Annotated in this window: 22 protein-coding genes; 7 read left to right on the top strand and 15 right to left on the bottom strand. The window is 72.1% G+C overall.

The features are described from left to right. Positions 1 to 127 precede the first annotated feature (127 nt). The 3 genes from ACZOOI_RS18115 (at position 128) to ACZOOI_RS18105 (ending at position 2,682) form a co-directional block, all read left to right on the top strand. The gene (locus tag ACZOOI_RS18115) at positions 128 to 1,402 is read left to right on the top strand and encodes a magnesium transporter MgtE N-terminal domain-containing protein (protein WP_465276848.1); all 1,275 of its coding nucleotides are present in this window, start codon (positions 128 to 130) and stop codon (positions 1,400 to 1,402) included. Continuing rightward, positions 1,392 to 1,976, top strand: coding sequence for a DUF1003 domain-containing protein (locus tag ACZOOI_RS18110; protein WP_396010886.1), 585 nt, complete (start codon positions 1,392 to 1,394; stop codon positions 1,974 to 1,976). Before ACZOOI_RS18115 ends, ACZOOI_RS18110 begins: the two co-directional genes overlap by 11 nt. A gap of 124 nt (positions 1,977 to 2,100) precedes the next feature. Next, entirely contained in the window at positions 2,101 to 2,682 is a 582-nt protein-coding gene (locus ACZOOI_RS18105; RefSeq protein ID WP_465276847.1) for a TetR/AcrR family transcriptional regulator, read from the top strand. On the opposite strand, the gene ACZOOI_RS18100 is transcribed toward ACZOOI_RS18105, so the two are convergent. The 3 genes from ACZOOI_RS18100 to ACZOOI_RS18090 form a co-directional block, all read right to left on the bottom strand. Then, positions 2,657 to 3,895, bottom strand: coding sequence for a benzoate/H(+) symporter BenE family transporter (locus ACZOOI_RS18100; RefSeq protein ID WP_465276846.1), 1,239 nt, complete (start codon positions 3,893 to 3,895; stop codon positions 2,657 to 2,659). The two genes, ACZOOI_RS18105 and ACZOOI_RS18100, sit on opposite strands and share 26 nt — an antisense overlap. 19 nt (positions 3,896 to 3,914) lie before the next feature. Further along, positions 3,915 to 4,349 carry a macro domain-containing protein gene (locus ACZOOI_RS18095; RefSeq protein ID WP_465281229.1) on the bottom strand — a complete coding sequence of 145 codons (435 nt, stop codon included), beginning with the start codon at positions 4,347 to 4,349 and terminating at the stop codon, positions 3,915 to 3,917. A gap of 84 nt (positions 4,350 to 4,433) precedes the next feature. Beyond that, positions 4,434 to 5,318: an amidohydrolase family protein gene (locus tag ACZOOI_RS18090; protein ID WP_465276845.1), complete on the bottom strand. Its 885-nt coding sequence runs from the start codon at positions 5,316 to 5,318 to the stop codon at positions 4,434 to 4,436. A 74-nt stretch (positions 5,319 to 5,392) separates the two neighbouring features. Between ACZOOI_RS18090 and ACZOOI_RS18085 the strand changes: the two genes are divergently transcribed. Next, complete coding sequence (locus ACZOOI_RS18085; RefSeq protein WP_396010893.1) at positions 5,393 to 6,541, top strand: Mrp/NBP35 family ATP-binding protein; 1,149 nt, start codon at positions 5,393 to 5,395, stop codon at positions 6,539 to 6,541. 152 nt (positions 6,542 to 6,693) lie between these two features. On the opposite strand, the gene ACZOOI_RS18080 is transcribed toward ACZOOI_RS18085, so the two are convergent. The 5 genes from ACZOOI_RS18080 to sigE form a co-directional block, all read right to left on the bottom strand. Further along, positions 6,694 to 7,338, bottom strand: a complete 645-nt coding sequence (locus tag ACZOOI_RS18080) for a hypothetical protein (protein WP_465276844.1) — start codon at positions 7,336 to 7,338, stop codon at positions 6,694 to 6,696. Positions 7,339 to 7,624: 286 nt separating this feature from the next. Beyond that, positions 7,625 to 8,062: a sec-independent translocase gene (locus ACZOOI_RS18075; protein ID WP_465276843.1), complete on the bottom strand. Its 438-nt coding sequence runs from the start codon at positions 8,060 to 8,062 to the stop codon at positions 7,625 to 7,627. A 165-nt stretch (positions 8,063 to 8,227) separates the two neighbouring features. After that, positions 8,228 to 10,126 carry a S1C family serine protease gene (locus ACZOOI_RS18070; protein WP_465276842.1) on the bottom strand — a complete coding sequence of 633 codons (1,899 nt, stop codon included), beginning with the start codon at positions 10,124 to 10,126 and terminating at the stop codon, positions 8,228 to 8,230. A gap of 288 nt (positions 10,127 to 10,414) precedes the next feature. Continuing rightward, entirely contained in the window at positions 10,415 to 11,035 is a 621-nt protein-coding gene (locus ACZOOI_RS18065; RefSeq protein ID WP_465276841.1) for an anti-sigma factor family protein, read from the bottom strand. Positions 11,036 to 11,139: 104 nt separating this feature from the next. Next, complete coding sequence (sigE, locus tag ACZOOI_RS18060; RefSeq protein WP_052174094.1) at positions 11,140 to 11,757, bottom strand: RNA polymerase sigma factor SigE; 618 nt, start codon at positions 11,755 to 11,757, stop codon at positions 11,140 to 11,142. Between the two features lie 325 nt (positions 11,758 to 12,082). On the opposite strand from sigE, the gene ACZOOI_RS18055 reads away from it, so the two are divergent. Then, complete coding sequence (locus ACZOOI_RS18055) at positions 12,083 to 12,769, top strand: O-methyltransferase (protein ID WP_391586779.1); 687 nt, start codon at positions 12,083 to 12,085, stop codon at positions 12,767 to 12,769. A gap of 131 nt (positions 12,770 to 12,900) precedes the next feature. On the opposite strand, the gene ACZOOI_RS18050 is transcribed toward ACZOOI_RS18055, so the two are convergent. Next, positions 12,901 to 13,068: a DUF3117 domain-containing protein gene (locus ACZOOI_RS18050; protein WP_078976897.1), complete on the bottom strand. Its 168-nt coding sequence runs from the start codon at positions 13,066 to 13,068 to the stop codon at positions 12,901 to 12,903. Positions 13,069 to 13,361: 293 nt separating this feature from the next. On the opposite strand from ACZOOI_RS18050, the gene ACZOOI_RS18045 reads away from it, so the two are divergent. After that, positions 13,362 to 14,159 carry an enoyl-CoA hydratase/isomerase family protein gene (locus tag ACZOOI_RS18045; RefSeq protein WP_465276840.1) on the top strand — a complete coding sequence of 266 codons (798 nt, stop codon included), beginning with the start codon at positions 13,362 to 13,364 and terminating at the stop codon, positions 14,157 to 14,159. 110 nt (positions 14,160 to 14,269) lie between these two features. Here ACZOOI_RS18045 and ACZOOI_RS18040 read toward each other — a convergent pair whose 3' ends face one another. Both ACZOOI_RS18040 and ACZOOI_RS18035 read right to left on the bottom strand, forming a co-directional pair. Then, on the bottom strand, positions 14,270 to 14,848 hold the full coding sequence (locus ACZOOI_RS18040) for a DNA-3-methyladenine glycosylase I (protein ID WP_465276839.1): 579 nt from the start codon (positions 14,846 to 14,848) through the stop codon (positions 14,270 to 14,272). Continuing rightward, the gene (locus ACZOOI_RS18035) at positions 14,845 to 15,699 is read right to left on the bottom strand and encodes a DivIVA domain-containing protein (protein WP_465276838.1); all 855 of its coding nucleotides are present in this window, start codon (positions 15,697 to 15,699) and stop codon (positions 14,845 to 14,847) included. Before ACZOOI_RS18035 ends, ACZOOI_RS18040 begins: the two co-directional genes overlap by 4 nt. Positions 15,700 to 15,905: 206 nt before the next feature. Here ACZOOI_RS18035 and folP point away from each other — a divergent pair, with 206 nt between their 5' ends. After that, positions 15,906 to 16,718: a dihydropteroate synthase gene (folP, locus tag ACZOOI_RS18030; protein WP_465281228.1), complete on the top strand. Its 813-nt coding sequence runs from the start codon at positions 15,906 to 15,908 to the stop codon at positions 16,716 to 16,718. Positions 16,719 to 16,840: 122 nt separating this feature from the next. Here the strand turns inward: folP and ACZOOI_RS18025 are convergent, their stop codons facing one another. From ACZOOI_RS18025 to dapC, 4 genes are all read right to left on the bottom strand, one after another. Continuing rightward, positions 16,841 to 18,250: an alkaline phosphatase PhoX gene (locus tag ACZOOI_RS18025; RefSeq protein ID WP_465276837.1), complete on the bottom strand. Its 1,410-nt coding sequence runs from the start codon at positions 18,248 to 18,250 to the stop codon at positions 16,841 to 16,843. A 98-nt stretch (positions 18,251 to 18,348) separates the two neighbouring features. Then, a complete protein-coding gene (locus ACZOOI_RS18020) occupies positions 18,349 to 19,131 on the bottom strand; it encodes an LOG family protein (RefSeq protein ID WP_465276836.1) in 783 nt (260 codons plus the stop codon). Between the two features lie 74 nt (positions 19,132 to 19,205). Beyond that, positions 19,206 to 20,267, bottom strand: coding sequence for a succinyl-diaminopimelate desuccinylase (gene dapE, locus ACZOOI_RS18015; protein WP_465276835.1), 1,062 nt, complete (start codon positions 20,265 to 20,267; stop codon positions 19,206 to 19,208). Between the two features lie 84 nt (positions 20,268 to 20,351). Further along, entirely contained in the window at positions 20,352 to 21,434 is a 1,083-nt protein-coding gene (gene dapC / locus ACZOOI_RS18010; protein ID WP_465281227.1) for a succinyldiaminopimelate transaminase, read from the bottom strand. Positions 21,435 to 21,517 lie beyond the last annotated feature (83 nt).

Genomic DNA, 21,517 nt, shown 5'->3' with positions numbered 1-21,517 from the left:
AGCCGGACACCGGGTGTCGTGATCATGCCCACCTTCACCGGTAGCCTGGGCCGTCCGGGGCACCCGCGGCGTGACCGCGCGGATCGGCCAACGCGGACGTACACATCGGCGACGGAGGGACCACGGCATGGGTGCGTCATCCGGGCGAGTGTTCATCTCGCACCTGGCCGGCGTGGCCGTGTTCGACCCCAACGGCGACCACGTCGGCCGGCTGCGCGACGTGGTGGTGATGCTGCGTACCGCCCAGCTCCCCCCGCGCGTGCTCGGCCTGGTGGTCGAGGTGGCCACCCGCCGGCGGATCTTCGTACCGATGACCCGGGTGACCAGCGTGGAGACCGGCGAGGTGATCACCACCGGGCTGGTCAACATGCGCCGCTTCGAGCAGCGGCCGAGCGAGACGCTGGTGCTCGCCGAGATGCTGGACCGCCGGGTGACCCTCGCCGAGAACGACGAGGCGGTGACCGTCCTGGACGTCGCGATGGCGCTCGGGCGCGGTCGCGACTGGTTGATCTCCAAGCTGTTCGTGCAAAAGGGCGGCACCTCCGGGCTGCGCCGGCGGCGCGGCGAGACGATCACCGTCGACTGGAACGCGGTGGTCGGCTTCGAGCGCCCGGAGGACCAGCAGGGCGCGGCCAACCTGCTCGCCACCTTCGAGCAGCTGCGGCCCGCCGACCTGGCGAACGTGCTGCACAACCTGTCCGCCAAGCGCCGCGCCGAGGTGGCCGCGGCGCTGGACGACGACCGCCTCGCGGACGTGCTGGAGGAACTGCCCGAGGACGACCAGGTCGAGATCCTGGGCCAGCTCCAGGAGGAACGCGCGGCCGACGTGCTGGAGGCGATGGACCCGGACGACGCGGCCGACCTGATCTCCGAACTGCCCGAGGACACCGCGGAACGCCTGCTCGGCCTGATGGAGCCCGAGGAGGCGGAGGACGTACGCCGCCTGCTGACCTACGTCGAGGACACCGCCGGCGGCATGATGACCACCGAGCCGATCGTGCTGGAACCGGGCGCCACGATCGCCGAGGCACTCGCGCACGTGCGCAACGCCGACCTGTCGCCGGCCCTGGCGAGCCAGGTCTACGTCTGCCGGCCGCCGACCGAGACGCCTACCGGCAAGTACCTGGGCACGGTGCACTTCCAGCGGCTGCTGCGCGATCCGCCGTTCACCCTGGTCGGCGCGGTCCTGGACACCGACCTGATGCCGCTGCGGCCGGACACCCCGCTCGCCGAGGTGACCAGCTTCCTGGCCGCGTACAACATGGTCGCCGCGCCCGTGGTGGACGAGGACGACCACCTGCTCGGCGCGGTCACCGTCGACGACGTGCTCGACCACCTGCTGCCCGAGGACTGGCGCGAGGGTGCCATACACGGAGACGGGGGTGTCCGCCGTGGCACGTGAGAGCACGAGCACCGACAAGCGCCGCCGCCCGCGCCTGGATCAACCGCGCGACCCGCGGCGGCGTCCGCTGCTGCCCGCGTACGACCCGGAGGCGTTCGGCCGGTTCTCCGAGCGGATCGCCCGGTTCCTGGGCACCGGTCGGTTCCTGGTCTACATGACCGCCACGGTGATCGTGTGGATCGCCTGGAACATCTTCGTGCCGCCGGCGCTGCGCTTCGACGAGTACCCGTTCATCTTCCTCACCCTGGCGCTGTCCCTCCAGGCGTCCTACGCGGCGCCGCTGATCCTGCTCGCACAGAACCGACAGGACGACCGGGACCGGGTCAACCTGGAGCAGGACCGGGCCCGCAACGAGCGCAACATCGCGGACACCGAATACCTGACCCGCGAGGTCGCCGCGCTGCGGATCGCCCTCGGCGAGGTCGCCACCCGGGACTTCCTGCGCTCGGAACTCCAGTCCATGCTCAAGGAGTTGGACGAGCGTCGGGAGACCGACGGGTGGCTGATGGGCCGCAACGTGACCGACGCGCACCTGACCCGGCAGCAGCCCCCGCCGGACCCCGAGCACTCCTGAGCCCACGGCCGGGTCCGATGGCGCCACCGGGTCCGGGGTGCCTTCCCGGCCTCGGGATCTTTTTATACAAGTGTATGAGTCATTTGTATAAGACATTTGTCTAGCGCGGGGTTACGATCACCTCATGGGACATCGCGAAGACCTGCTGGCCGGAGCCAAACGTTGTCTGTACGAGAAGGGCTACATGCGCACCACCGCGCGCGACATCGTCGCCGCGTCGGGAACCAACCTCGGATCGATCGGCTACCACTACGGGTCCAAGGACGCGCTGATGCAGCAGGCGCTGCTGGAGTCGATCGAGGGGTGGGGCGCGGAACTGGCCGACGCGCTGGCCGACGCCGTGGGCAGCCAGACCGCGCCGCTGGAGCGCTTCGAGGCGATCTGGACGCGCGTGATCGACCTGATGGAGACGCACCGGATGATGTGGGCGGCCAATTTCGAGATCCTGGCCCATCTCGACGAGCTGCCGGAGATCCACAAGGTGCTCGCCGCGGCGCAGAACGACGGGCGCTCCGGGCTGGCCTCGATCTTCCTGGGCGTGCCCGAGGAGGGCAACGAGCACCTCACCGGCACGGTCGGGGCGCTGTGTCAGGCGCTCCTGGTGGGCGTGGTCAGCCAGTGGATGTTCGCCCCGGAGAGCGCCCCCACCGGCCGGGATCTCGCCGAGGGCATGCGCGTGCTCATGACCGCGAACCCGGCCGGCTGAACCGGCCGCCGGACAGCACCAGGTGGGCCAGGACACCCGCGATCAGCCCCCAGAACGCGGACCCGATCCCGCCGATGGTGACCCCGGACGCGGTGGCCAGGAAGGTGATCAGCACCGCCTCGCGGTGCTCGTCGTCGGCCATCGCGCCGGTGAGGCCGCTCGCCAGCGCGCCGAACAGCGCCACGCCCGCGACCGCCGCGACCAGTTCCTTGGGCAGGCCCGCGAACAGGGCCACCAGGGTTGACCCGAACATGCCCACGACCAGGTAGAAGACGCCGCACGAGACCCCCGCGACGTAGCGCCTGCGAGGGTCGTGGTGCGCCTCGGGGCCGGTGCAGATCGCGGCGGTGATCGCGGCCAGGTTGATCGCGTGCGACCCGAACGGCGCGAGCAGCGTGGACACCGCCCCGGTCGAGCCGATCAGCACCCGGTCGTTCGGCGCATAGCCGGACGCGGCCAACACCCCCATCCCGGGCGCGTTCTGCGACGCGAGGGTGGCCACCAGGAGCGGCACCGCGATCCCGATCAGGGCCGGCACCGACAGGTGCGGCGTGGTCCACTCCGGACGCGCGATCTCGAACGTGTCGATGTGCACGTGCAGCCGCGAGGTCGCCGCCGCGCAGGCCACCCCGACCACCAACGCGACCAGTACCGCGTAGCGCGGGAGGAACCGCTTCCCGACCAGGTAGGCGAGCAGCACGCCGCCGCCGATCCAGGGCGCGGTCCGGACCGACGTGAACACCCCGGTACCGAACGAGAACAGGATCCCGGCCAGCATGGCGGACACCACCGCGGCCGGAACCCGCCGCATCAACCGGCCGAACACGCCGGTCACCCCGATCACGGTGATCAGCACACCGGTGACCACGAACGCGCCGATGGCCTCGGGATACGAGTACGAGCCCAGGCTGGTCACCAGCAGTGCGGCGCCCGGTGTGGACCACGCGGTGACGATCGGCATCCGGGTGTACAGGCTCAGGCCCAGGCAGGTCAGCCCGCTGCCGATGGACAGCGCCCAGACCCACGAGCCGGTCTGCTCGGCGGTCAGCCCGCCGGCCGACGCCGCGGTCAGCACGATCACCAGCGGCCCCGAGTAGGAGACCAGCACCGCGATCAGACCGGCGAGCACGGCCGAGAAGGACGCGTCCCGCCACAGATTCGGCGCGGTCGCGGACGGCGCCGGCTCGGTGTTCGTCGTGGTCCCCGTACTCACCCGGTGCCTCGCCTCGTGGTCAATCGTGGTCGTAGACGGTGACCTGGACACCGCACGCGCTCAACCGTTCGAGGACGAGCGGCTCCACCCTGCCCCAGTTGCCCCCCGCCAGACCACAGCCAATTCGCGGCATGTGGACCGAAGCCCCAAGCTCGAGCGCCCGCCGGCCGAGTTCGGTCAGCGCCCGATCGATCGCGTCGTAGCGCACCGGCGGCCCCTTGCTGCCGGTGCGCATGCCGTGCTGACCGATCATGTTGGCCACCCACAGGTAGGTGTCCACCCGGACCAGGCGCACCGCGCCGAGCCCGAAATCGTTGTGTGCCCGCTCGCGATGCCACCGTCGGTAGTCCCGCTCCGGCTCGGGCCATCGTCCGGACAGCGCGAGCACGAAGCCCTTGCCCCAGCCGCCCTGGTCGTTGCAGACGTGCGCGATCACCTTGACGCCCTTGCCCAGCGGCGTGGTGGCATCTCCTCAGACATATGCGACGGTCGCCATGCGCGGCACGCCAACCGCCCGCACCGACGCCGCGGCACCGGTTCACGGCCGGCTGAACAGGCGTGCCGCGTTGTCGTGGCAGACCGCGCGCAGCCAGTCGTCGCCCAGGTCGAGCCGGGTCAGCGCGTCGAGCGCGTGCGCGTAGCCGTAGGGGATGTTCGGGAAGTCGCTGCCCCACAGGATCCGGTCCGCCGCGTCCCGCAGTCGAACCCGATCGGCGGGCGGGAACGGGGTGAACTCCTCGACGAAGTCGGTGAAGGCCATCGTGGTGTCCAGGTGCACGCCCTCGTGGCGGTCCGCGAGATCCAGGAACTCGACGTACTCCGGCATCCCCATGTGCGCCACGATCAGCCGCAGCCGCGGGTGTCGGGCCAGCACCCGGGAGACGGGCCCCGGCCCGGTGTGCGCGCCCGGCACCGGCCCCGACCCGCAGTGCGCGACCACCGGCACCCCCGCGTCCGCGAGCGTGCCCCACACGTCCTCCAGGAGCGGATCGGTCGGGTCGTACCCACCGACCTGGACGTGCGCCTTGAACACGACCGCCCCCGACTCGATCGCCTCGCGCACGTACTTCCCCGCGCCCGGTTCCGCGAAGAAGGTCGCCGTGTGCAGGCAGTCCGGGGTACGCGCGGCGAACTCGCGCGCCCACCCGTTCAGCCACGCGGCCATCCCGGGTTTGTGCGGATACAGCATCGAGGTGAACGCCGACACGCCGAATGCGCGCAGCCTGGCGACCCGTTCGTCCTCGTCGAGCCGATAGGTGATCGGCCAGGGGCGGCCGATCAGCGGACCGGCCGCGTCGAAGTAGGCCCACACCTTGTCCAGCACCTGCTTGGGCATGAAGTGCGTGTGCACGTCGATCAGCGACACCAGGCCCAGCTCCCGGCGGAACCGGGCCACTCGCGTCTCCTCGGCCACCGTCGTCACGCGGCCACCACCCCATCCGGCTCGGAGGTCGATGCTCTCGAAGTCTTTTCCCGAGGGCGTCGTAAGCTCACGGTATGGCTTCTGCAACCCTGCCCTCGGCGGACGACGTCCAGGATGCGCTGGCGACCGTCCAGGACCCCGAGATCCACCGGCCCATCACCGAATTGGGCATGGTCAAATCCGTCGAGATCCACGCCGACGGGCGGGTCGAGGTCGGGGTGTTCCTGACCGTCAGCGGCTGCCCGATGCGCGAGACGATCATCAGCCGGGTCGAGACGGCGGTCGGCGCCCTGCCCGGCGTGACCGCGGTCCGGGTCGAGCTCGACGTGATGAGCGACGCACAACGCAAGGAACTCGCGAGCAACCTGCGCGGCGGCCAGGCCGAGCGCGAGGTGCCGTTCGCCCGGCCCGGCTCGCTCACCCGCGTGTACGCCGTGGCATCCGGCAAGGGCGGCGTCGGCAAGTCGTCGGTGACCGTGAACCTGGCCGCCTCGATGGTCGCCCAGGGCCTCAAGGTCGGCATCGTGGACGCGGACATCTACGGCCACTCGGTGCCGCGCATGCTCGGCGTGGAGGGCAAGCCCACCCAGGTCGAGAACATGATCATGCCGCCGTCGGCGCAGGGCGTGAAGGTGATCTCGATCGGCATGTTCACCCCGGGCAACACCCCGGTGGTGTGGCGCGGCCCGATGTTGCACCGCGCGCTCCAGCAGTTCCTCGCCGACGTCTACTGGGGCGACCTGGACGTGCTGCTGCTCGACCTCCCGCCGGGCACCGGCGACATCGCCATCTCGGTCGCGCAGTTGGTCCCCAACGCGGAGATCCTGGTGGTGACCACGCCGCAGCAGGCCGCCGCCGAGGTCGCCGAGCGGGCGGGCACCATCGCGGTGGAAACGCGCCAGACCATCGCCGGCGTGATCGAGAACATGGCCGGGCTGCCCTGCCCGCACTGCGGCGAGATGGTCGACGTGTTCGGCTCCGGCGGCGGTCAGCGAGTCGCCGACGGCCTGTCCGCGGCCACCGGCACCAAGGTCCCGCTGCTCGGTTCGATCCCGATCGACACCCGGCTGCGCGAGGGCGGCGACACCGGCAAGCCGGTCGTGCTGGACGCCCCGGAATCGCTCGCCGCCATCGCGCTGAGCGCGATCGCCGCCAGGCTCGGCGGACGCGAGCGCGGGCTCTCCGGCCTGCAACTCGGCCTGACCCCGCTGCGCAACTTCTAGGTCGGTCCGGGGCGGTTCGGGCCGCCCGGACACCGCCACCGCGCGACTGCGCGGACCGCGCCCGACCACGCCGGCTCCACCGCGATGATCCCGAGGGCACGCGCGCCCGTTCCACCGGTCGCGCCCGTGCCCCCGGGGTCATCGCCGCACGGTCACGAATCCGGCCTCGCGTACGTGCGCAGGTCCACCGCGCGGGACAGGCCCAGGCCGTACGCACTCGCGCCGCGGCCGTACACCCCCAGGTACACGCCCGCGCTCTCGCCCGCCAGCACCCAGCCGTAGGCCGACTCCCGATAGCGGAACCGTGCGGGCACCCCGTCCACCGGGATGGCCAGGTCCGTCCAGCCGGGGCCGGTCAGGTTGTCGGACAGGTCCCACGCGATGTTGGTCTGCTGATCCAGCCACTCCGCCCGGGTCGCCCGGTCCAGCTGCCACGGCCAACTGTCCGCGAGCAAGGCCACCCCTGCGAGTGACGCCGCACTCGCCCGGGAGGTGGCCTCCATCTGTCCCGTACCGTCCCCGGCCGGTCGCTTGGGCCGCCGCGGAACGGTCACCACGGACACGAACCGGCGTGGCGTGGGATCACCGGGGCGCCGGCTGGGCAGGTCGCCGTGGCCGAGGGTGCCGTACTCGATCGTGCGCCGGCCCTTGCACACCGACGCCAACCAACGCCGCCCGTTCCAGCCCTCGTCCAGGCCGTACCAGGGGAAGTCCGCGCCCAGGTATTCCGCCAACAGGTCGGGCTTGCCGGCCTCGTCGGCGGGCAACGCCTCGCCCGCGTGGCTGATTGTGTCCATACTCCGCCTCAGGTCCTCTCGCGCGGCGCGGCGGCGCCGTCGGCTGCCTCGGTCACGCCATGTCCGGAGCCCACCTCCCCCGGCGACTCCCGGTGGACCGACCGTCCGATACATGTATCCGCCGAGTCACCGACCACACACCGCCCGTGTACTCCGGCTCCATAGTGCCCGAATGCGCACGCGGCCCCGCACCGTGCGCGGCGGCCGGCGGGAGGGAATCGGCGGCGGCCCGGAGCGGTCCTCGAACCCGCGTCGGAAAGGACCCCGGACGCGGGAAGCGCCGACGTCAGGTCGCGTCGGCGTCGTACGGCGGGCGTTCGCCGGGCTCGACCCGGGGGGCGGTGGTCTTCTTCTGCAACGACGGCGGGCTGTACGCGGTGTCCGGCACGTCCGGGTCGAAGGGGCTGCCACCGGCCAGCCCCTTGATCTCCTCGAAGTCCTTGCCGAGCGAGTCACGCAGTTCCCGGATGCCCAGGTCGTCGTCGCCGTCACCCATCAGGTTCTTGCGCACGAACGTCTTGGGGTTGAGGTCCTCCAGGTGCATGTCCTGGAACTCCGGGCCCAGTTCCTTCTTCAGATCCGCACGGGCTCCGGAGGAGAACTCGCGAAACTTGCGAATGGTGCGGGCCACGTCGCCGATCATCTTCGGCAGCTTCTCCGGGCCGAAGATCACGATCGCGAGGATGACGAGCGCGACCATCTCGGGTGCACCGACGTCGAACACCTGGACTCCACGAGATTGCGCCGAAGGGGTTCGATCGGGCGACCGAACCCCCTCAGAGTAGTCGGCGACACCTGGAGCGGAAGGCCGCGGCCGGCATCGAACGTTCCGTTTGGTGCCTATCGTCGGAAGATGTGACCGTCCGGACATGTGTACGTCATGTCCGGGTCATCCGGCTTCGAGGGTCATGTCGACCGTGCGCTCGGTCCCGTCCCGTTCGACGGTCAGCTTGACCACCGCACCGGGGGCCTTGGCCCGGATCGCCACGATCAACTCGTTGGCGTCGTGCACCTTGCGGCCGTCGATCGCCTTGATCACATCGCCCGGCTTGAGGCCGGCCCGATCGGCCGGTCCCCCGGCCCGGACCGGCGGCGTGCCCTTGACGTCGGTCGGCGAGATCCGCGCGCCGTCGCCCTGGTAGGCCACGTCCAACGAAACGCCGATCACCGGGTGCGACGCCTTGCCGGTGTCGATCAACTGCTGCGCGACGCGACGCGCCTGGTTGATCGGGATCGCGAAGCCGAGACCGATGCTGCCCGCCTCCTGCTGCGCTCCGAACGGATTGCCCTGCCCACCGCCGGCCGAGCGGATCGCCGAGTTGATCCCGATCACCGAGCCCGCCGCATCGATCAGCGGACCGCCGGAGTTGCCCGGGTTGATCGGCGCGTCGGTCTGCAACGCGCTGATGTAGGACACGTCGCTGCCCGAGCTGCCCGCGCTCACGGCGCGGTCCTTGGCGCTGATGATGCCGGAGGTGACGGTGCCCTCCAGGTTGAACGGCGCACCGATGGCGATCACCGGATCGCCGACCTGGACACTGTCGGAGTTGCCCAGCGGCAGCGGGTGCAGCCCCTGCACGCCCGAGACCCGGATGACCGCGAGGTCGTAACCGGTGTCCCGGCCGACCAGGGTCGCCGGGGTCTGCTGGCCGTCGTTGAAGGTGACCGTGATCGTGCCGCCGGACGAGGCCGCCTCGACCACGTGGTTGTTGGTCAGGATGTCGCCGGCGGTGTCCAGGACGAAGCCGGTGCCGGTGGCCTCGCCGCGGCCGGTCTTGGTGTGGATGTACACGACGCCGGGCAGCGTGCTGCCCGCGAGCCCGGCGATGGTGTCCTTGCCCCGGGCCGGACCGCTGGGCGGCGGGTCGCCGAGCCGGACCTTGGTGTCCTGCCGATCGGCGACCCAGGCTCCGATGCCGCCGCCGAGCAGTCCGGCCACCAACGCGATGGCCGCGGCCCAGACCACCAACCGGCGCCCGTAGCGCCTGCCGAGGTCCTCCGTCGGCCCGCCGGCGCCGGTCATGTCCCCCGGTACCGGATAGCCGTACGGCACGGCCTGATACGGCGTGTAGGCCGCCTGCGGGGCATACGAGGGGTACGGCCCGTACGGCCCGTAGCCGGGCTGCCCCGCGCCGGGGTGCGCGCCGTAGGGGCCCGCCTGTCCGGGCCACGGCTGCGGCCGGGTCGGCGCGGCGGGCGGGGGCGGCTGCGGGGGTGGCGCGAAGGGGTCGTACGCCGGATCGTCCGCGCTCGGCAGCTCGGCGGTGCCGTGCACCACCGGCACCTCGGCGGTGACAGCTTCGCGCACATCCGGAACCGGGGGCCCGAACGCGGCCGGCTCGGTGGCGGGATCGACGGCGTGCTCGGGCGGCACGGGATCGGCGGCGTGCCCGAACCGGGTCGCCCCGTCCCGGGCGCCGGCCTCCTCGGCCACCGCGTCCTGTTCGGCCGCCGCGTCCTGCACCGGGCGGTCGGGCTCGGCCGACGACGGCCGGGCCGGGAACGCGTCGGGTTCGGCGTCGGGGCCGGGCTCGGCCGGGTGTTCGGGCGGGGTCTCGGTCGATGCTCCGACCGGTGTCTCGCGCCCGGCATCGACGGCCGGTGTCGGCTCGGCCGATTCGGCGGATCGACCCGGCTCGGGCTCGTCCTCCCGCCGGGCACCCGCCGCCGAGGGCGGTGCTCCGGGCGGGAAGGCCGCCGGCTCCGCGTCGTGATCGGGTCCCGGCCCGGCCGGCGCGTCGTCGCCTCGCGGCGGCTCCGCTCCCCCGCGGCCGTATGCGTCGCTCATCGTGTGCCTTCCTACCGCTCCCGGTGTGCCGAGCACCTGCTGCTTCCCCGACACGGCCACAGTCTTGCGCGTGCCGATCGGTGCCGTCCCGGCGGCAGTGGATACCCGCCCCACCACGCCGCACGCGCGGTCGGCCGAAAGTGCCCACACGGTCGGCCCGCACACCCGGGCCGACCCGCGACGAACCGTTTCCGCCGATTCCCGCGACGGCCGACACCGGGCGGCGCGAGCAGACCGGCGAAGCCGGACCCGGCCCAGTGCCGGACACGGCCTAGTGCCGGACACGGCCTAGTGCCGGGCGCCCTCCGGCTGGACCGGCACCGTGAGCGATGTCCCGGCCAGCACCTGCGCGGGGCGTCGAGGCGCCGAGCCCGCCGGCAGTGCGGTCGTGGTGGCGGCCTGCTCCACGAGATAGCGCTCCACGGCGGGCGCCGCGGGACGTCCCTCGGTGCCGCCGCTGGTCCCACCCGGCACGAACGCGCTGCTCAGCGCGACGGCCATCATCGAGAACGCGCCCGCGGCGGCGAACGTCAGCCGACGTCGGCTCACCGGCGGGCGCACCCGCTCGGGCATGTTTCCCGGCCGACCGGCCCGCGGACCGGTCGAGCGCGAGCGCGCGCGTGCCGAGGCCGCCGGTCGCCCGGCGGTCGGGAAGGTGAAACGATCCCCCGACGCGGGCGGCGGAGGCGGCTCCTGGGCGGATTCGCCGAGGGCCGACAGCCGTGCCATCAGGTCGTCCGACGGACCGGGCTGCCGCACCCTGCCGAGCAGTTGTTTCACCTGGCGCTGTTCCTCGGCCTCCACGCGACAGTCCGCGCATTCGGCGAGGTGCGCCAGCACCTTCTCCCGGGCCTCATGGCCCAGCTCGCCGTCCACATAGGCGGCGAGTTTGTCGTCGAGGTGGCTCATGTCCCCACCTCGCATGCCCCACGTCGGGTCGCGGCGCGCCCCACCCGTGTGGCACTCACTACCCCCCTGCCCAAGCGGTTGCCGGGCTCACTGGTCACGGTCCCTCATCTCCGCACCGTGGTCCGGACCTCCGCAGCCGTCTCCTGGCCTGCCTTGTTCCGGGGAGCACGATGCCGCAGCGCCGCACGGAGCTGGGACCGGCCGCGGTGAATGCGGCTGCGCACGGTCCCGAGTTTCACTCCGAGCGTGGTGGCGATCTCCTCGTACGACAGGCCCTCGATGTCACACAGCACGACCGCGGCGCGGAACTCCGGGGCGAGGGCATCCAGCGCCTGCTGGACGTCCGCGTCCAGGTGGGCGTCGTCGTATGCCTGCGCGGGTGAGAGCTCACGACCGGCGAGGCGTTCGCCCGCGTCGTCGCCCAGACCCTCGAAGCGGATGCGCTGACGGCGCCGAACCATGTCGAGGAAAAGGTTCGTGGTGATGCGGTGCAGCCAACCCTCGAACGTGCCGGGCGTGTAGCTCGACAACGATCGGAACACTCGGACGAACACCTCTTGGGTGATGTCGTCCGCGTCGTGCGGGTTGCCGCTGAGGCGGTAGGCGAGCCGATAGACCCGAGCGGAGTGGGTGCGGACGATGTCCTCCCACGACGGCGGGACCCATTCGGCCTGGGCTGGGCTGCTGATTGCGTTTGCGGCTTCGGCCACGTGATCCGGCATCGGCGACGCGTCGCGGGTACAGGATTGTTCCCCGCGGTGGTCGACCACTGCCACACCTCCTCTTCCGAGTAGCGCAACCACCATAAGCGCCCTGCCTGTTAAGCCCGGATAAGGGCGCCGAGCCCGGATCCGACCCACCTGCGGTGCCGCGAGACCACGAGCCTCGTGTTCACCTGTCTTCCGAGGGGGCCAACGAACCGCGCCCGGACGGGGTTCCCCGATTCCGGCCCGGTCGCCCGACGGCGGTTGCCGACGGCGCTCGGGCGCACTCGTGCGGCGCTCCCCGGCCGGGCGGATGACCCCTCGGTAATACGCTTGCGCTCAGGTGGCCGACCCGTCGAGACGCGTACGGGCGGCCGGGACAGAGGAGGAAGCCATTTCCGGCAATCGCCAGGCGAGCTGGGCGTTCGCGGAAGAGTACGTCGGCGAGGACGCCGTCCTCGCGGGCGCCCGCGCCCGCGCCCGGGAAGTCGGCGTGGTCCCGATAGGTCCGGGCGGCGGCGCCGCGCTGCGCTTCCTCGCGGCCGCGGTGGAGGCCAAGGCGGTCGCCGAGATCGGAACCGGGACCGGGGTCTCCGGCCTCTACCTGCTGCGCGGCATGCGCTCCGACGGCGTGCTCACCACGGTCGACGCCGACCCGGAGAACCAGCGGCTCGCGAAGGAGACCTTCACCGAGGCGGGCTTCCCCAGCGGTCGCGCCCGCTTCATCCCGGGTCGCGCCCTGGAGGTGCTGCCGCGGCTCGCCGACGGCGGCTACGACCTGGTGTTCTGCGACGGCGACAAACTGGAGTACCTGGACTACCTGGCCGAGGCGCTGCGCCTGCTGCGGCCCGGCGGCGTGGTGTGCTTCGACAACGCGTTCCTGCACGACCGGGTGGCCGATCCGGCGCACCGGGACGCGGAGACCGCGGCCGTGCGCGACGTGCTGCGGGTGATCCGCGAGCACGAGTCGCTCGTGCCGGCCCTGCTCCCGGTCGGCGACGGCCTGCTGTGCGCGGCCCGCCGGGGCTGATCGGCGTCGGTCGCGTGCCGGTCGCCGGGAGTCGCCCGGACATGCCGACGGCCCCGGTCCGGACATGAGTATCCATGTCCGGACCGGGGCCGTCGCATCACGACTTTCGTCGAGGGCGTCGCCCCTGGGGGTCAGCCCACGGCGTTCTTCAGCGCCTCGCTCAGGGCGCCGGCCTCATCGGCCGACAGCTCGACTACGAGCCGTCCACCGCCCTCAAGCGGAACGCGCATGACGATGCCCCGCCCTTCCTTGGTCACCTCGAGCGGGCCGTCGCCCGTCCGCGGCTTCATGGCCGCCATGCTCGTTCCCCTTCCTGCATATCGACGCACCGGTGCTCAAACCGGCCACCGGTCTTCGAGAGCATTGATCAGGGACCATTATCCCGCATCGAACGGTGGGGTGAGCAACATCGGGTCCCGTCGGCCTCTCGAACCTCGTCCGTACGACGACGGAATGAGATGGTCCGTCCCGGCTCGGTCCCGACTCGGGAATGAGCTGACGGTCCGTCAGGGCCGGGCGGGGGCACGGCAGGGCGGTCCGGCATGCTGTGCACATCCCACCTGCGGTGATGTACGTGATGCGGAGGCAGGCCATGGCCGACAAGACCGACAATGTGCGCTACGAAGTCGTCGACGGAGTCGCGACCGTCACGCTGAACCGTCCCGACGCGATGAACTCGCTGGACGAGCCGACCAAGATCGCGTTGCGCGACGCGGTGCTCCGCGCGGCCGAGGACCCCGACGTGCGGGCCGTCCTGCTGACCGGCAGTGGTCGGGCGTTTTGTGCCGGTCAGGATCTCAAGGCGCACATCCGACAGCTGGAGACCGGCCCGGAGGCCACCTTCGCGACCGTGCGTGAGCACTACAACCCGCTGGTGACCGCGCTCGCCACGATGGCCAAGCCGGTGATCGCCGCGGTCAACGGGGTCGCGGCGGGGGCCGGCGCGGCGATCGCGTGGGCCTGCGACTTCCGGATCATGGCCGACTCGGCCGGCTTCAACACCGCGTTCGCGGGAGTCGCGCTGACCGCCGACTCCGGCGCGTCCTGGACGCTGCCGCGCCTGGTCGGTCAGGCCCGGGCGATCGACCTGCTGATGTTGCCGCGCACGGTCAAGGCGGCCGAGGCGCTCGAACTGGGCCTGGCCAACCAGGTGGTGCCGGCCGATCGGGTCCTGGACACGGCCCGCGAACTGGCCCGCCGGCTGGCCGAGGGGCCGACCGTGGCGCTGGCCGCGCTCAAGGAGTCGGTGGCCTACGGCGCGTCCCACTCGCTGATCGAGACCCTGGCCAAGGAGGAGGAGCTGCAACTGCGCGCGGGCGGCTCCGAGGACCACCGGATCGCGGTCGCGGCGTTCGTCGCCAAGGAGAAGCCGGCCTTCGTCGGCCGCTGAGCCCCGGCCCGGGCCCGGGCCGGCGGGTCTCGGCAGCCCCGCCGAGACCCGCCGGACGGTCCCTGCGGGCACCCGGCGCGCGGGTTCCACGCGCCGGCGGTGCCCGATGCTCAGCGGGACACGCAGCCCTTCAGGTGGTCGTTGACCAACCCGCATGCCTGCATCAGCGCATAGGCCGTGGTCGGGCCGACGAACCGGAAACCCTTGCGCTTGAGTTCCTTGGCCAGCGCGGTGGACTCCTCGGTGACCGCCGGTACGTCCGACAGGGCCGCGGGAGCCTTCCGGCGCCCGGAGGGTGCGAACGACCACACGAGCGCGTCCAGACCGCCCTGGAGGGCCTGCGCCGCGTGTGCGTTGGCTATCGCGGCGTCGATCTTGGCCCGATTGCGGATGATGCCCTCGTCGGCGAGCAGCCGCGCCCGGTCCGCGTCGTCGAATTGCGTCACCCGGGCAATCGAGAAGTCCGCGAAGGCGGCCCGGAAGCCGGCCCGTCGGCGCAGGATGGTCAACCAGGACAATCCGGACTGGAACGCCTCCAGGCACAGCCGTTCGTACAGCGCGTCCTCGCCGTGCACGGGGAGGCCCCACTCGGTGTCGTGGTAGGTCCGGTAGTCCTCCGGGCCGGTCGCGCCCCACGGGCAGCGCAGCAGTCCGTCCGGTCCCGCGACCGGACCGCCGACGACGGTCACGGCTTCGAGTCACCCTTCGGCTCGGCGGTCGGCGTGGCGACGTCGGCGTCGGCCGGAGCGGTCGGGACGGTCGGGGCGGTCGGGGCGTCGGCAACGGCATCGGCGGAGGCGGTCGAGACGTCGGCCGAGGCGGTCTCGTCGGTGGAGGCACCCGCGTCGGTCGCGGCATCCGCCGCCTCGGCGGATGCCGGCTCGGCGGATGCCGGCTCGGCGGATGCCGGCTCGGCGGATGCCGGCTCGGCGTTCTGCTTGGCAGTCGACTCGGCGGTCGGCTCGCCCGGCGTCGGCTCACCGGTCGGCTCGGCGGCGGCCGGGGCATCCGTCCCACCCGCGACCGACTCACGCGTGTCGTCCGCACCCTCACCCGCACCCGCGGCCACGCTCACGGGCCGTGTCCCGTCCCGGTCCAACTCGGTCGACTCGGTCGACTCGGCCGGGCCCGGCTTCTCCAGGGACAGCGTGGTGCCGCCCGCGGCGCGCGGCGGCGGGGCGAGCCGGCCGGCGCCGAGCGCGCTCGCCCCGACGCCGGCGGCGCTCGGGACGGACACGGTGATGCCGGCGGGGGTGATGCCGCTGATCTTGTATTCGAGTTCCAGGATGCGCGCGTCGCGCGCCGCGAGTTCGCCGGTGAGGCGGTCCAGGACCACGTCGACCTCGCTCATCCGGTAGCCGCGGAAGACCACCGGGAACCGGATGTCGTCGACGTCCGCGCTCGTGAGCGGGCGGTCGCCGGGCATCCGCAGCTCGGGCTGTTCGCGGTGGGCGTCGGGAAGGGAGCCACCCGCCCCGAGCACGACCGCGGCGATCACGAGGATCACCCCGGTCACCACGACAAGCTGGATCCAGAACACGGACGGCTCCCCTTCGACGGTGGTGCAGGTGCTGGGACGGGTGTCCGCTCCGGCGGCTTCGGGAAGCCCCCGGGTCGTCGCACGGGACGATCGTGCCACGATCAGGGGGTCAGGTGGCACGTGCAGGGTGTGGTTAAGCGGAGGTCGACGGGGTGACGACGCTGAGGCTGGGGCGACGGGAGTTCGATGGCGACGAGTTGGTGATCATGGCGATCATCAACCGCACACCGGACTCGTTTTTCGACAAGGGCGCGACCTTCGACGATCGACCGGCCCTCGACGCGGTCGAACGCGCGGTGGCCGAGGGCGCGGGGATCGTGGACATCGGGGGGGTCAAGGCCGGGCCGGGGGCCGAGGTGGACGTCGCGGAGGAGATCCGCCGCACGGCGTCCTTCGTGGCCGAGGTCCGCCGCCGCCACCCCGACGTGGTGATCAGCGTCGACACCTGGCGGCACGAGGTGGCCGAGGCGGTCTGCGAGGCGGGCGCGGACCTGATGAACGACGCCTGGGGCGGCGTGGACCCCAAGCTCGCCGAGGTGGCCGCCAAGTACGACGTGGGCATCGTGTGCACACACGCCGGTCGCGCGCAGCCGCGCACCCGGCCGCACCGGATCGGCTACGTGGACGTGATGGCCGACATCCTGGACGTCACGGTCGGCCTGGCCGAGCGCGCCGCGCGGCTGGGGGTGCGCCGAGACGCGATCCTGATCGACCCCGGCCACGACTTCGGCAAGAACACCCGGCACTCGCTGGAGGCGACCCGCCGACTCGGCGAGATGGTCGACACCGGCTGGCCGGTCCTGGTGTCGTTGTCCAACAAGGACTTCGTCGGCGAGACGCTGGACAAGCCGGTGAACGAGCGCCTGCTCGGCACCCTCGCCACCACGGCGGTCAGCGCGTGGTTGGGTGCCCGGGTGTACCGCGCGCACCAGGTCGACGAGACCCGGCAGGTGCTGGACATGGTGTCCTCGATCCACGGCACCCGGCAGCCCGCGGTGGCCCGGCGCGCCCTGGCCTGACCGACCCGCGGGGGCCGCCGCGCGGCCCCCGCGGGGAAACGCGCTTCGGCGCCCGCGCCCACCGGGGAGGTGGGCGCGGGCGCCGAGCAGTGCACGCCGACCGCAGCCGGCGAATCAGCGGATCAGCAGCGCTTCCAGGGGCCCTGGATCGCGTACATCGTGCCCGGGGTCTGCATGTTCGCGAACAGCGTGCGGCCGTCCTCGGAGAAGACCGGGCCGGTCATCTCGCTGCCACCGGGCACGTCGTTGCGGGCGATCGGGTAGGTCTTGCCGTCCTCGGTCGCGCCGAGCAGGTGCTGCACACCCTCGCCGTCCTCGGCGATGATCACGCCGCCGTGCGGCGAGACGCTGATGTTGTCCGGGCCGTCGTACGGACCGTCCACGTCCGGCGTGGCGTTGACGCCGAAGCGCAGCTTCAGGGTCAGCCGGCCCCGACGCGGGTCGTAGAACCAGACCTGGCCGTCGTGCGGCGTACCCGGGCTCTCCTTGCGGGCGAAGCTGGTGACGACGTACGCGCCGCCGTCGCCCCACCAGATGCCCTCGATCTTGCGACCGCGGGTGATGTCGGTGTTCTGGAACTGCTTGCGGATGGACACCGTGCGCGCGTCGCGCTCCTGCACCGTCACCCAGTTCACCGCGTAGGTGGTGCCGATCTCGGTCGCCCGGGAGAGGTCGTCCACGTGCTTGCCGCTCGCGTCCACGCAGCGCATCGCCGCGAGGGTGCCCGCGTCGTCGGCGAGCTTGCGCAGCCGACCCCGGCCGCCGTCCCAGTGGCGCGGGGGCTCCCAGCGGTAGAACAGCCCGTTCGGGTTGCTCGCGTCCTCGGTCAGGTACATGTGGCCGCGGCGCGGGTCGACCGCGACGGCCTCGTGGGCGAACCGGCCGAGCGCCTTGATCGGCTTGGGGTCGCGGTTGGCGCGGCGGTCGTAGGGGTCGACCTCGAACACGTAGCCGTGGTCCTTGGTCGCGCTGCCCTGACCGGCCAGCTGCTCGGTCTCCTCACAGGTCAGCCAGGTGTCCCACGGGGTCACCCCGCCCGCGCAGTTGGTCGCGGTGCCGGCCACGCCGACGTACTCGCGGATGCGCCTGCCGTAACGGTTCACCTCGACCACGGTGCAGCCGCCGGCCAGACCCTCGTCGTAGACCAGGCCGGACAGGTGCGGGACCGGGAGCGGGGTGTCCTTGAGCGAACCGCCGAGCTCGTGGTTGTTGACCAGCACCGTGCCGCCGCCGCGCAGCTTGAAGGCGCCGGTGCCGTCGTGGTTGTTCGGGGTGAACTCGCCGGACTCCAGCTTGGTGACACCGGCCTCGGTGACTATCTGGTACGAGAAACCCTTGGGCAGCGCCAGGCGCCCGGCCGGATCGTCGATCAACGCACCGTAACCCGGCTGGGCCGGCGGTCGGCCGTGCCCGTTGTGCCGGGACGAGGCCGAGGCGTTCGGGGCCAGCAGCATGCCGGTGCTGCCGATGAGGGCGACACCGGCACCGGTGGTGGCGGTGCGACCGAGGAAGCCCCTGCGGGACAGCGACATCTGGTTTCTCCAGTGACAGGCAGGAAATATCGGGACGCCCCTACGCTTTCGCCCGCCGGTGTCCACCGAGTGAACGCGGCGGGGCGCCCGAATGCCCGTCAGGTGGCAATTGCTCCGCCACCGGCGCGGCGTTCCGCCTCGGCCTTGTCCGCGCGGGACTCGGCCTCGATCTTCGAGCACTCCAGGTCGGCGTCGCGAATGATCCGCACCGCCTCGTCCACGTCGTCGGTGATCCGGATCAGGTCCAGGTCGGCCGGCGACGCCTTGCCCTGGGCGATCACCACGTCGCGGACCCAGTCGATCAGGCCGGTCCAGTAGTGGTGGCCGATCAGCACCACCGGGAAGTGGGTGACCTTGCCGGTCTGGACCAGGGTCAGCGCCTCGAACAACTCGTCCAGCGTGCCGATCCCGCCGGGCAGCACGATGAACCCCTGCGCGTACTTGACGAACATCGTCTTGCGCGCGAAGAAGTACCGGAAGGTGATGCCCCGGTCCACGTACGGGTTGAGTCCGGACTCGAAGGGGAGCTTGATGCCCACGCCCACGGACTGCCCGCCCGCGTCCCGGGCGCCCTTGTTGGCCGCCTCCATCGCGCCCGGACCGCCGCCGGTGATCACCGCGTAGCCGGCCTCGGCCAGCGCCCGGCCGACCCGCTCGCCGATCCGGTACTCGGCCGACCCCGGTTTGGTCCGGGCGGACCCGAACACGCTCACCGCCCGGCCGAGGTCGGCGAGCATGCCGAACCCGTCCACGAACTCGGTCTGGATCCGCAGCACGCGCCACGCCTCGGTACCGAGGTGCCCCATGCCGGGATGCTGTTCCTCGACCTCACTGGGCGAGGCGAACTCGGGTGGCTCCTCCGGAGCGAATCGCGCATCCATCCGGCCACCCTGTCACGCCGCGGCAACGGTTGATCGCATTTACCCGGGAAGCACCGCGAACGGACCGCCGGCCGCTACCGAAGCCAGCGCAGCAGCCTGCTCTCGCTGTCCCCGATCAGCGCGATCTCCACGTGTTCGTCCCGCTTGTGCGCGAGGTTGGGGTCGCCGGGCCCGTAGTTGACCGCGGGGATGCCCAGCGCGGAGAACCGGGCCACGTCGGTCCAGCCGAACTTGGCCCGCGGCGGGGTCCCGATCGCCGCCACGAACGCCGCCGCCGCGGGTCGGTCCAGACCGGGCAGCGCACCGGCGGCCGCGTCGGTGAGCACCACGTCGAAACCGGCGAACACCTCCCGCACGTGCTCGAGCGCCTGCTCGACGCTGCGGTTGGGGGCGAAGCGGAAGTTGACCGTCACGGCGCAGACGTCGGGGATGACGTTGCCCGCGACACCGCCCTCGATCGCGACCGCGCTGAGCCCCTCGCGGTATTCGAGCCCGTCGATCACGACCCTGGCCGCCTCGTAGCCTTGCAACCGGGTCAGGATCGGCGCCGCCGCGTGGATCGCGTTGTCGCCCAGCCACGAGCGGGCCGAGTGCGCCCGGGTGCCCCGCGTGGTGATCCGCACCCGCAACGTGCCCTGGCAGCCGCCCTCGACCGCGCCGCCGGTCGGCTCCATCAGCACCGCGAAGTCGGCCACGAGCCACTCGGGGTGGGTGTTCGCCAGTCGCAGCAGACCGTTGCGGGACGCCTCGATCTCCTCGCAGTCGTAGAACACGTAGGTGACGTCGCGATTGGGCTCGGTCAGGTGCGCGGCGAGCCGCAGTTGGACCGCGACGCCGCTCTTCATGTCCGAGGTGCCGCACCCGTACATCAGCGGGCCCTCGATCCGCGACGGCAGGTTGTCCGCGATCGGGACGGTGTCCAGGTGACCCGCGATCAGGATCCGCTCGGACCGACCGAGGTCGGTGCGCGCGACCACCGAGTCGCCGTCCCGGTACACGGTCAGGTGCGGATGGGCGCGCAGCGCCTCCTCCACCGCGTCGGCGAGCACTCGCTCGTCGCCGCTGACGGACGGGATGTCGACGAGTTGCGCGGTGAGCGACGCCGCGTCCTGGGACAGATCAAGCCTCACGGTCATACCGGCAGCCTATCCCGGTCCCGGGACGCGTCATCTGACGGCCCGTCAGGTGAATCGGGCCTCGTCACTCGCCAATTCCCCTGCTCAACCGTTCTTGAGGCGCTCCACGCCCGCCGCCACCCGCTCGTCGGTCGCGGTGAACGCGATCCGCACGTGCCGGTTGCCCAGCGGGCCGTAGAAGTCGCCCGGCGCGACCAGGATGCCGCGCTCGGCGAACCAGGCCGCGGTCTCCCAGCAGTCCTCGTCGCGCGTGGTCCACAGGTACAGGCTCGCCTGGGAGTGCTCGATCCGGAAGCCGGCCGACTCCAGCGCGCCGCGCAGCGCGCCGCGTCGGGCCGCGTAGCGGGCCTTTTGCTCCGCGACGTGCTCGTCGTCGGCGAAGGCCACGGCCATCGCCGCCTGCACCGGGCCCGGCACGATGTGTCCCGAGTGCTTGCGCACCGCGAGCAGTTCGCGGATCACCGCGAGGTCGCCGGTGACGAACCCCGCACGGTAGCCGGCCAGGTTGCTGCGCTTGGACAACGAATGCAGGGCCAACAGCCCCTCGTGCGAGCCGCCGCACACGTCCGGATGCAGCACCGAGACCGCCTGGGTGTCCCAGCACAGCTCGATGTAGCACTCGTCGGAGACCACCAGGATGTCGTGCGCGCGGGCCCACTCGACCACCGTGCGCAACTCCTCGACCGAGCGCACCGCGCCGTGCGGGTTGCCCGGCGAGTTCAGCCAGATCATCCGCACGCCGGCGGGATCCGGCAGCGTGCCGTCCACCACCGCGAGCGGGGTGGCCCCGGCCAGCCGCGCACCCACGTCGTAGGTGGGGTAGGCCAGCGCCGGGTGCGCGACCGTGTCGCCGGGGCCGAGCCCGAGCTGGTTGGGCAGCGCCGCGACCAGTTCCTTGGTGCCGATCACCGGCAGCACGGCGTCCGGGTCCGCGCCGGTGATCCCGAGTCGGCGGACCAGCCACGCGGCGATCGACTCGCGCAGTTCGGGCCTGCCGTACACGGTCGGGTATCCGGGCGAGTCGGCGGCAGCGCTCAGCGCGTCCCGGATCAGCTCCGGGGTGGGGTCGACGGGCGTGCCGACCGACAGGTCGACCACGCCGCCCGGGTGGGCCCGCGCCCGTGCGCCGAACGGTTCGAGGCGGTCCCAGGGAAACACGGGGAGCAGATCGGTGACGCGACGCGCCCGCCGACCCCGCGCGGCTGCGGGGTCGGTAGGCGTATCCGCACCGTTGTGCGAAGCGGTCACGT

This window comes from Embleya sp. L77 (assembly GCF_055557415.1).
This window is presented reverse-complemented; position numbering and strand designations above follow the sequence as displayed.